The 10,275-nt window shown below is 66.5% G+C and carries 13 protein-coding genes; 8 read left to right on the forward strand and 5 right to left on the reverse strand.

The window, feature by feature from the left end; genetic code table 11:
* Positions 1-61 precede the first annotated feature (61 nt).
* Both RT123_RS14600 and RT123_RS14605 read left to right on the forward strand, forming a co-directional pair.
* Positions 62-262, forward strand: a complete 201-nt coding sequence (locus RT123_RS14600; protein ID WP_039244155.1) for a helix-turn-helix transcriptional regulator — start codon at positions 62-64, stop codon at positions 260-262.
* A 37-nt stretch (positions 263-299) separates the two neighbouring features.
* A complete protein-coding gene (locus RT123_RS14605; protein ID WP_313009889.1) occupies positions 300-1,247 on the forward strand; it encodes an alpha/beta hydrolase in 948 nt (315 codons plus the stop codon).
* Positions 1,248-1,283: 36 nt separating this feature from the next.
* On the opposite strand, the gene RT123_RS14610 is transcribed toward RT123_RS14605, so the two are convergent.
* From RT123_RS14610 to RT123_RS14630, 5 genes are all read right to left on the reverse strand, one after another.
* Positions 1,284-2,120 (reverse strand): DUF3298 domain-containing protein, encoded by an 837-nt coding sequence (locus tag RT123_RS14610; protein ID WP_313009892.1) that lies wholly within the window; start codon positions 2,118-2,120, stop codon positions 1,284-1,286.
* Between the two features lie 23 nt (positions 2,121-2,143).
* Positions 2,144-3,175: a UbiA family prenyltransferase gene (locus RT123_RS14615; protein ID WP_313009894.1), complete on the reverse strand. Its 1,032-nt coding sequence runs from the start codon at positions 3,173-3,175 to the stop codon at positions 2,144-2,146.
* Positions 3,176-3,295: 120 nt separating this feature from the next.
* Entirely contained in the window at positions 3,296-4,078 is a 783-nt protein-coding gene (locus tag RT123_RS14620; protein ID WP_313009895.1) for a GIN domain-containing protein, read from the reverse strand.
* Positions 4,075-4,674, reverse strand: coding sequence for an HAAS signaling domain-containing protein (locus RT123_RS14625; RefSeq protein WP_313009897.1), 600 nt, complete (start codon positions 4,672-4,674; stop codon positions 4,075-4,077). Before RT123_RS14625 ends, RT123_RS14620 begins: the two co-directional genes overlap by 4 nt.
* Positions 4,671-5,015 (reverse strand): PadR family transcriptional regulator, encoded by a 345-nt coding sequence (locus RT123_RS14630; protein WP_039244893.1) that lies wholly within the window; start codon positions 5,013-5,015, stop codon positions 4,671-4,673. Before RT123_RS14630 ends, RT123_RS14625 begins: the two co-directional genes overlap by 4 nt.
* 260 nt (positions 5,016-5,275) lie before the next feature.
* Between RT123_RS14630 and coxB the strand changes: the two genes are divergently transcribed.
* The 6 genes from coxB (at position 5,276) to RT123_RS14660 (ending at position 10,131) form a co-directional block, all read left to right on the forward strand.
* On the forward strand, positions 5,276-6,256 hold the full coding sequence (gene coxB / locus RT123_RS14635; RefSeq protein ID WP_055806299.1) for a cytochrome c oxidase subunit II: 981 nt from the start codon (positions 5,276-5,278) through the stop codon (positions 6,254-6,256).
* Between the two features lie 17 nt (positions 6,257-6,273).
* The gene (gene ctaD / locus RT123_RS14640) at positions 6,274-7,956 is read left to right on the forward strand and encodes a cytochrome c oxidase subunit I (protein ID WP_055753981.1); all 1,683 of its coding nucleotides are present in this window, start codon (positions 6,274-6,276) and stop codon (positions 7,954-7,956) included.
* Between the two features lie 88 nt (positions 7,957-8,044).
* Positions 8,045-9,010: a heme o synthase gene (gene cyoE / locus RT123_RS14645; RefSeq protein ID WP_313009899.1), complete on the forward strand. Its 966-nt coding sequence runs from the start codon at positions 8,045-8,047 to the stop codon at positions 9,008-9,010.
* 4 nt (positions 9,011-9,014) lie between these two features.
* Positions 9,015-9,185, forward strand: a complete 171-nt coding sequence (locus tag RT123_RS14650; protein WP_017505721.1) for a hypothetical protein — start codon at positions 9,015-9,017, stop codon at positions 9,183-9,185.
* Entirely contained in the window at positions 9,182-9,718 is a 537-nt protein-coding gene (locus RT123_RS14655; protein WP_017505722.1) for a cytochrome c oxidase assembly protein, read from the forward strand. The genes RT123_RS14650 and RT123_RS14655 overlap by 4 nt, the downstream gene beginning before the upstream one ends.
* 14 nt (positions 9,719-9,732) lie before the next feature.
* Positions 9,733-10,131 (forward strand): NUDIX domain-containing protein, encoded by a 399-nt coding sequence (locus RT123_RS14660; RefSeq protein ID WP_313009901.1) that lies wholly within the window; start codon positions 9,733-9,735, stop codon positions 10,129-10,131.
* Positions 10,132-10,275: the final 144 nt, after the last annotated feature.

Below are 10,275 nucleotides of genomic sequence, written 5' to 3' on the forward strand. Positions count from 1 at the left end.
TGATCGTGCCGGTCTTCTGGGGCCTCTACGGCGTCGTTTCACCCTTCATCCGGAGCAGCCGATGAAGAACCGCCTCAAGCTTCTGCGCGTCGAACGCGGCTGGACCCAGGAACAGATGGGTCAGGCGCTGGGGGTCTCGCGTCAGGCGGTGATCGCCCTGGAGACCGAGCGGCACGATCCGTCGTTGGACCTGGCCTACCGGATCGCCGCCGTGTTCGAGCGGCCGGTCGAAGAGATCTTTGAAAACCCGCACGCGGGCTGACCCAAAAGTCAGAATAACCTTACAATTGGAGACTGTGATGTCGAACGTCATTCGCCCTTGCCGGGGCGTCTTCGCCCCGTCGCGCCTTGCCGTCATCCTGGGCGTCGTGATCGCCTGCGCCGTGGCCAGCGATCAGGTCCGAGCCCAAGCCGCGCCACCTGTGGCTTCCTCCGCCGCGCCTTTCACCTCGGACCGCCTGTCGGTCGAGGTGGTGGGCCAAGGCCCCGACGTGATCCTGATCCCCGGACTGGCGTCTTCGCGTGAAGTGTGGCGAGCGACAGCGGATCGGCTGAAGGCGTCGCACAGAGTACATCTGGTGCAGTTGGCGGGTTTCGCCGGCGAACCCTGGACGCACGGCGACGGCGCCTTCGTCCAGCCCGAGGTGGATGAACTGGCGCGCTATATCCGTCAGGCGCGGCTGGATCGGCCGGCGGTGATCGGCCATTCGATGGGCGGTCTGAGCGGACTTTTGCTGGCGCAGCAGCAGCCGGATCTGGTCGGGCGGGTGATGACGGTCGACTCGCTGCCCTTCTACAGCGCCATGTTCGGGCCAACCGCGACGGCCGAAAGCGCCCGACCGTTCGCGGATCAGGCGGCCAATATGATCCTGTCTGCGGACACAGCGAGCTTCCGCACCCAGCAGGCGGCGACGGCGCAGGCGCTGTCGCGAACCCCGTCGGAACAGGCGCGGATCGTGGCCTGGTCGTTGGCGACCGACCGTCACGCGATGGCATCGGCCATGAAGGATGTGATGACCACCGATGCCCGGCTGGGGCTGGCGACCATGACGACGCTGGTGACGGCGCTTTACGCCGCCGATGCGGACGGTGGGGCGCCCGCGGCGGTGGCCGATGCGATGTGGACGCGAGAGTATGCGGCCTTGCCCGGCGTGACCCTGATCCGCGTCGATGGAACGCGGCATTTCATCATGGCGGACCAGCCCGAGCGGTTCGCCGAGCTGGTCGACGCGTTTCTGGCGAAGTGAGTGACACCCTCCCCGCGCGCGGGGAGGGTGTTGCCGTCAGCCGTTCTTCGGCGTCACGTCGCCGGCCTTGACCGGGGCGCCGTCGAACTGGTCGGCGTAGGCGGGGTTGAGCAGGGCGCGGAAGGCCGATTGGGGCAGGGCGATCCAGTAGGGGCCGTCCGAATAGGGGCCGATCTGATAGGGGCCCATCAGGAAGGTCACGCCGCCCGCCTTGCCCGGCGTCGTGCCCGGCGTCAGAACGAACGGGGTCGAGACGGCCTTGGGGCAGGTCCACATCTTGCCGTCCAGGGTCGCGGCCTCCGAGCCCGGCGAGCGGGCCTGTTTGGCGGCGTTGGCGGCGGCGCACAGGGCCTTGTCCAGAACCGACAGGTCGGCGCCCGGCCGGAACAGGTCGGCGAAGCCCAGCCGCTTGTTGGTCGTCTTGTCCCAGATGACGGCGTCGAAACTGGTGTTGGGATGGGCGCCGCCGGTGAACTCGAAATCGGTGCGGGCCAGGCTGACCAGTTTGCCAGTCTCGGCGCCGGGCGCGAAGGCGATGGTCTTTTCATAGGGGTTAGGGCCGCCGCCGGCCTCGCTGAGATCGGCCTGGGCGCCTTCCTCGAACTGCTTCAGATCGCGCACCGTGTCGGCATAGAGGGCGGCGTGCAGGGCGGGCGTGGTCTTGATCGCCTGGGGCAGGGTCAGTTTGACGGCGGCATAGGGGGTCTTGCTGTCATAGCCGACGGGGGTGCTCGACATAGCCGGCGCAGCGGCCGGGGCCTGTGCGGCCGGCGCCTGGGCCTTGTCTTCCTTGCGCTGGCAGGCGGCCAGAGACGCGGAAAGCGTGGCGGCGACTGCGGCGGACAACAGGAGGGTGCGGGCGGTGCGCGACATGGGAAACTCCATCATCGGGGGGATCACAGGGAGATTGAGCCAAGAGCGATAGCGGCCAGCAGGATCAGGCCGGCCTCGCGATTGGACTTGAACAGTTTCAGCGCCAGGGCGCCGTCGTTGCGGTCCAGCCGCACGACCTGACGCGCCAGATGAGCGGCATAGATCAGCAGTCCGAGCCAGAACATTGGACCTAGATTTGCGGACAGGCCCGTCAAGGCAGCGAGCGCGACCGCCAGACCATAGAAGATCGCCACGCCCGGCCGCACGGCCGAGGCCAGGCGGCGGGCCGAGGACTTCACGCCGATCATGGCGTCGTCCTCGATGTCTTGCAGGGCGTAGATGGTGTCGTAGCCCAGGGTCCAGAAGACGCCGCCAATCCACAGCAGGATGGCGGGAAGATAGGCCTGCCAGGCCAGGGCGATCGCGTGGCCGCTGTCTCTGGCCGGGGACCACAGAAAGGGCCGGAACTCGCCCGCGAGATCGGCGGGCAGCAGCAAGGTGGCCGCCGCCAAGGGCAGGGCGGCGGCAAACCCCATCAGGGCCCCCCAGTTGAACGTCAGGCCAAGCCAGGCCTGGGGCCACCAGGTGATCCGCTTCATGAAGGGATAGGCCGCGACCAGGGCCAGCGACCCGACGCCCAGCCCGATGGCGACGGTCGGCAGGGTCAGCAGGACCAAAAGGCTGATCAGGCTGCACGCGACGACGAAGGCCCAGGCCTGTTTGACCGAGATGCGGCCGGACGGAATGGGTCTCTGGGCGGTACGGGCGACCTGGGCGTCGAAATCCCGATCGACGATATCGTTGAAGGCGCACCCCGCCGCCCGCATCAGACAGGCGCCGATGGCAAAACCGACGAACAGCCACAGATCATAAAAGCCGGGGCTTTGCCGATACTGCGCCAAGGCCAGCGCGATCCCCTGCCAGCCGGGCAGCAGCAGCAGCCAGATGCCGATGGGCCGATCGAACCGCCCCAGCTTCAACCACGGCTTCAGCCCCTCCGGCGCATGCCGATCGACCCAGTTGGCGCCGGCGTCGGGGAGGGGAGCGAAAGTCATGCAGCTGACTTAGCGCGTAGGGCCCGAGGGGTGAAGGCGCCGCTCCCCGTTTCCAAGGCGGGCGCCCAGAAAAAAGGGGCTGGTGAACCCAGCCCCTTTCCACAGTGATCGGCGCGATCGTCAGTCCTGATAGACGTCGCCGGAGCCGGAGACGGTGCTGTTCAGGTTGGCGGGGCGGGTGGCCAGGGCCACGTCGCCGGAGCCGGCGATGGCGACCTTGACGTCGCCGGTCGGGGCGATGCGGGCGTCGCCGGAGCCGGCGATGTCCACCCAGGCGTCGCGGGTCGCCAGGTCGCCGAGGGACGCATCGCCCGAGCCGGCGATGTCCAGCTTCAGCTCGTCGGTGCGGCCCGAGGCGGTGACCTCGGCCGAGCCGGCGATGTCGAGCGCCAGGGACGGCTGGTCATAGCCGGTGATCTGCAGGTCGCCCGAGCCCTTGGCGTTGAAGCGGTTCACCTTGGGCGCGGTGATGACGACCTTCAGTTCGTCGCGCTCGGAGCGGGCGGAGAAGTTGCCGTTGCTCCAGCCGAACACGACCCGCTCGTCGCCGTCGCCCAGATCGAGGCGGCCGTCGACCAGACGGACACGGTCGGTCAGACCCTTGGGCCCGGTGATGACGACGGTGTTGGCGTCACCTTGGACATAGTCGACGTCGATGCTGGAATCGACGGTCAGGGTCTCACCGCCGGTCCAAGGCAGGGTGCGGGTGGTAAGCGGGCCGAGGTCGTCGGTCCCGCCGCCCTTGACCCGCTCGAAGCGTATGGTCTCGCCGTCGCGGTCCTTGATAGTCCAGGCCCAGCCGTGGCGCTGGAGGTCGTGGCCGCCGATCGCCAGCGCGCCGCCGACGGTGACCAAGCACAGCACCAGGGCGGCGCCGGCGATGATGAACAGGGTGCGGATCATGCCGAAGCTCCCGAGGTCGAGGTGGATTGAACGCTGGTCGGCTCAAGCGCCGGCTTCAGCAGGCGGTAGTGCAGGCGGGCGAACCAGACGACGCCGTTGACCAGCCAGATGGTGAAGATGGTCAGGAGTGCGCCGATGAAGACGGCGCCGGCCATCAGGCCCAGCCCCATCAGGATCGCCGCGAACGGCCCGCCGGGGAAGCCGGCGAAGGGGCCGGCGACCATGATCACGCCGCCTGCGATGAACAGTGCGATGGCGGCGATGAAGAAGCCGAACACGGTCCCGATCACGCCCATCAGCAGGGGCAGGAGGATCAGGATGTCCAGCGCCCCCAGGCCCAGGACTGCGAAGACGGCGCCGGCGGCGGCGGAGGGGTTCTTCTCCTGATGCCAGCGCTGGATGCCGGCCTCGGCCTTGAGCTCGCGAGCCAGGCGGACCGGATCGCCGAGCGCGGAGGCCACCTCGGCCTCGGTGCGGCCGGCGGCGATGCCGTCGTCGAAGTGGGTCTGATAGTCGGCGATGATGTCGTTGGCGGTCGTGGTCGGCAGGCCGACGAGGCCTTCCTTCAGACGATCGATGAATTCGGCGCGCGTCATTGAGCGGCTCCCTGATCGGCGTCGTTCGCCACGATGGCGTCGACGGCCTTGGTGAAGGCGGACCATTCGGCAGTCTGGGCGGCGAGGGCCCCCCGGCCCGCTTCGGTCAGTCGGTAGTATTTGCGTGACGGCCCGGCGGAGGATTCGACCAGATAGGTCTCGACCTGTCCTTCGGACTGCATGCGGCGCATCAGGGGGTAGATCGTGCCTTCCCCCATATCGATCGCGTCCGACAGGCGGCTGGCGATCTCGTAGGCGTAGCTGTCCGCCCGGTTCAGCAGGGCCAGGACGCAAAGCCCCAACACGCCCTTCTTCAGCTGTATCTCGATGGTTTCTGGCACCTCGGCTCTCCCGTTGATGACCATTGACTACGACAAGGTATCTTGTGACGCAAGGTAGCTATCGAAACATGACAGCGATTTAATCGAGGCCGGCTGAAGGCGGCTTTGCGGCCTGAGCGCCGTTGATCGCTTGGCAAGCCGAAAGCGATCCGATAGGTGACCGAGAACGCCGGGCGTGGGAATCGCGCCAGCGTGATCTCTTGCGAGCCATTCGCAAGTGCCTGCTGCATAACGGTTTTATGGGGAAGTCTCATATGGGGATGGGCAAGCGAGCCCAAGGGACGTTGAAGAAGGCCGCGACTTGCGCGTCCTCCATCGTTCTGGGCGCCGGACTGGCGATGTTCGCTGCGGCGCCGACGTGGGCGCAGGACCTGATGGGTCAGCCGACCCCGGGCGGCATCACGCTGCAACCGGCGGCGTCGCCGCTGAAGCATGATGCGCACTTCTTCCACGACGTGATCCTGATGCCGATCATCACGGCCATCACCCTGCTGGTGCTGGGCCTGCTGGCGTGGATCGTGTTCCGCTACAACAAGAAGGCCAATCCGACGCCCGCGCGCTGGAGCCACAACACCACGATCGAGATCATCTGGACCGTGCTGCCGGTGCTGATCCTGGTCTTCATCTCCCTGTTCTCGTTCCGCCTGCTGTTCGCCTATCACGACATGCCGTCGCCGGACCTGACGGTGAAGGTGACCGGCAACCAGTGGAACTGGGCCTATGAGTATCCGGACCAGGGCGTCGCGGAATACATCTCCAACATGCTCCCGGAAGAGGAAGCCAAGGCCAAGGGCGTGCCCTATCGCCTGGCCGCGACCGAGCCGATGGTCGTGCCGGTCGGCAAGACGGTCCAGCTGGTCATCACCGCCTCGGACGTCATCCACGCCGTCGCCCTGCCGGCGTTCGGCCTGAAGACCGACGCCGTTCCCGGCCGCATCAACACCACCTGGTTCAAGGCCGAGCGCACCGGCGTCTTCTATGGTCAGTGCTCGGAACTGTGCGGCGTCGACCATGCCTTCATGCCGCTGGAAATCCGGGTCGTGACCCAGGCCCAGTTCGAACAGTGGATCGCCTCCAAGGGCGGTTCGATGACGCCCAAGGTCGCCGCCCCCGCCGCGGCTCCGGCTGCTGCTGCGCCCGCGCCCGCCGCCGATGCCGCGACCCCGGTCGCCGCCCCCGTCGGCGCCACCGCCGACCAACCCGTTCCCGCCGCGGCGTCCGCCGCGCCGGCCGCCCAGTAAGAGGCGAACAGAGACACATGGCTGACGCTACCGTAACCCGCGACGCGACCCACATCGGTCACGCTCACGACGACCACCATCACGACCACAAGCTGGGCTTCTTCACCCGCTGGTTCCTGTCGACCAATCACAAGGACATCGGCACCCTGTATCTGATGTTCGCCATCATGGCGGGCATCGTGGGCGGCGCCCTGTCGGGCCTGATCCGCTGGGAACTGGCCGAGCCGGGCATCCAGATCTTCAAGGAAGGCTCGTCGATCCAGCTGCTGGGTCTCGTTGAGCAGTCCAAGCACGGCTATAACGCCGTCGTCACGGCCCACGCCCTGATCATGATCTTCTTCATGGTCATGCCCGCCATGATCGGCGGTTTCGGCAACTGGTTCGTGCCGATCATGATCGGCGCGCCGGACATGGCCTTCCCGCGCATGAACAACATCTCGTTCTGGCTGCTGGTCGCCGCCTGGTGCCTGCTGATCCTGTCGATGTTCACCGACGGCGGACCGGGCAAGGGCTTCGGCGGGGGCTGGACGGCCTATCCGCCGCTGTCGACCACGGGCCACGTCGGCCCCGCCTTCGACCTGGCCATCTTCGCCCTGCACGTCGCGGGCGCCAGCTCGATCCTGGGCGCGATCAACTTCATCACCACCATCCTGAACATGCGCGCGCCCGGCATGACCATCCACCGGATGCCGCTGTTCGCCTGGTCGGTGCTGATCACCGCCTTCCTGCTGCTGCTGTCGCTGCCCGTGCTGGCCGGCGCCATCACCATGCTGCTGACGGACCGCAACTTCCACACCCACTTCTTCGATCCCGCCGGCGGCGGCGACCCGATCATGTACCAGCACCTGTTCTGGTTCTTCGGTCACCCGGAAGTGTACATCCTGATCCTGCCGGGCTTCGGCATCATCAGCCACATCGTCTCGACCTTCAGCCGCAAGCCGGTGTTCGGATATCTGGCCATGGCCTACGCCATGGTGGCCATCGGCTTCGTCGGCTTCATCGTGTGGGCCCACCACATGTACACGGTCGGCATGAGCATCAATCTGCGCGCCTATTTCATTGCCGCCACCATGATCATCGCGGTGCCGACGGGCGTGAAGATCTTCAGCTGGATCGCCACCATGTGGGGCGGCTCCATCAGCTTCAAGACGCCCATGCTGTGGGCGATCGGCTTCATCTTCCTGTTCACCGTCGGCGGCGTGACCGGCGTGGTCCTGTCGAACGCCGGCATCGATTACAGCCTGCACGACACCTATTATGTGGTGGCGCACTTCCACTACGTGCTGTCGCTGGGCGCCGTCTTCGCGATCTTCGCGGGCTTCTACTACTGGTTCGAGAAGATGTTCGGGGTGAAGTACAACGAGTTCCTGGGCGCGACCCACTTCTGGATCATGTTCGTGGGCGTAAACCTGGTGTTCTTCCCGCAGCACTTCCTGGGCCTGCAGGGCATGCCGCGTCGCTACATCGACTATCCGGAAGCCTTCACCCTGTGGAATCACGTCTCGTCGATCGGCTATGCGATCACGGCGGTCGGCGTGCTGGTCTTCCTGATCATGCTGGCCGAGGCGGCGATCCGTCGTCGTCCGGGCGTCGACAATCCGTGGGGCGAAGGCGCCACGACCCTGGAGTGGACCCTGTCCTCGCCGCCCCCGGCCCACCAGTTCAACGAACTGCCGGTCATCAAGGCGGAAGAGCACTAAGCCTTTCCAGCAATATGAAATCGAAGGCCGCTCTTTCCGTCGGAAGGGGCGGCCTTCTTCATTTGGGTATGCTATGCGGCCCTCACCGATGACCGAAGTTCAGACCCGCCCCGTTCTCTCGACCGCCCAGCCGGAGGATTTCTTCCAGCTGCTGAAGCCGCGCGTGATGTCGCTGGTGGTGTTCACCGCCGCGACCGGGCTGACCGTCGCGCCCGGATCGGTCAATCCGCTGGTCGCGGCCATCGCCATCCTGTGCATCGCCGTGGGCGCAGGGGCGGCCGGGGCGCTGAACATGGCGCTGGAAGGCGAGACCGACGCCCTGATGCGGCGCACGCGCGGCCGGCCGGTGGCGGCGGGACGTGTGCGCAAGAACGACGCCATGGCTTTCGGCGTCATCCTGAGCCTGTTCTCGGTCATGCTGCTGGGGATGAACACCAACTGGCTGGCGGCCGGTCTGCTGGCCATGACCATCGTCTATTACGCCGGCTTCTACACCCTGCTGCTGAAGCGGCGGACGCCCCAGAACATCGTCATCGGCGGCGCGGCGGGCGCCTTTCCCCCAGTGATCGGCTGGGCGGCGGCGACGGGCCATGCGCCGTGGCAGGCGTGGCTGCTGTTTCTCATCATCTTCCTGTGGACCCCGCCGCACAGTTGGGCGCTGGCGCTGTATTCGGCCGGCGATTACGCCAAGGCGGGCATTCCGATGATGCCGGTGGCCAAGGGCGCCAAGTCCACGCGGTTGCAGATCCTGCTCTACACCCTTGTCTTCGTGCCGGTCGCGATCGCCCCGGCCTTCGCGGGCCTGGGCGGGATCATCTATCTGGTCGTGTCGGTCGCGGGCGGCCTGGGCTTCCTGGGCTTGGCGGTGCGCCTTTATCGCTCGCGCGCCGGCGACGAGCCGGACAAGGCCGAGGCCGTGGGACGCGAGGCCGCATTGTATGACGTCAAGGTCCAGGCCAAACCGGCGCGGGACCTGTTCGCCTTTTCCATCCTCTATCTGATGGCGCTGTTCTCAGCGCTGCTGGTCGAGGCCCTGTCCGGTCTGGGAGCGTAAAACCATGCGTCTGACGCCTGAGGAACTTCGCGCGCGCAAGCGTCGCAACGTATGGATCGCCTCGGCGCTGGTGGCCTTCATCGTGCTGGTGTTCGCCACCACGGTGCTGCGCCTGCAACAGAACCAGGCGGCCGAGCGCGCGCTGGCGACAGCGGTGGAGACCTCCCAGCCATGAAGGCGGGCCGCAAGAATCTGATCGCCATCATCTGCGTCTTCGGCGTGATGGGAATGACCGGGGCGGCGTTCGCGGCGGTGCCGCTCTATCGGATGTTCTGTCAGGTCACGGGTTTCGGTGGCACCACGATGAAGGCCGACAAGGCCTCCGACACCGTGCTGGACGAGACGGTCATGGTGCGGTTCGACACCAATGTGCGCGGCGTGCCGATGACCTTCCGCGCCGAACAGTCGACCCAGCGGGTGCGGATCGGCGAGACGGGCCTAGCCTATTTCGACGTGACCAACACTTCGGACAAGCCGATCCAGGTGCGCGCCAGCTACAATGTCTCGCCCGAGCAGACGGGGCCGTATTTCCAGAAGCTGCAATGTTTCTGCTTCACCGATCAGACGCTGGCGGCGGGCGAGACGCGCCAGTTCCCGGTCCAATATTTCATCGCCCCCGAACTTGCCACGGACCGTGAGGCCAAGGGCGCGCGCGACATCACCCTGAGCTACACCTTCTACCCCTCCGTGGACGCGCCCAAGGCGTGACTTCGAAGCCGGGCGTGGACTTTCCCGGCGTTGGCTGCGGCCTGGTGATCCAGCGCGCCGACGGGCGGGTCTTGCTGTGCAAGCGGCTGAAGGCGCCCGAGGCCGGGTTCTGGAACATCGTCGGCGGCAAGGTCGACCTGATGGAGCGCTCCATCGACGCCGCGCGGCGCGAGGCCGAGGAGGAGAGCGGGCTGAAGATCGGCGCGGTCGATTTCCTGTGCCTGGCCGAAGAGATCATTCCGGCCGACGGCCAGAATTGGGTTTCCCTGATCTATGTCACCCGGGACTTCACCGGCGAGCCGACGCTGACCGAGCCGGACAAGCTGTCGGAGATCGGCTGGTTCGCGCTGGACGACCTTCCCCAGCCGCTGTCGGCCTTTTCAGCGAAGGCGTTCGCGGCGATGAACGGCTGATCACACGGCGCCGTTCGCGTCGGCGCGCGTTTCATCTCCAAGTACACGCAGTACGCCGAGACGGAGACGGAATTTGCGCGGTCTGGATTTCACCAACTGGCACAGTCTGCTGCTGACCCTGGTCGGACTGGCGCTTGTGACGCT

The sequence above is a fragment of the Brevundimonas vesicularis genome (assembly GCF_032067225.1).
Lineage (GTDB): Bacteria > Pseudomonadota > Alphaproteobacteria > Caulobacterales > Caulobacteraceae > Brevundimonas > Brevundimonas vesicularis_F.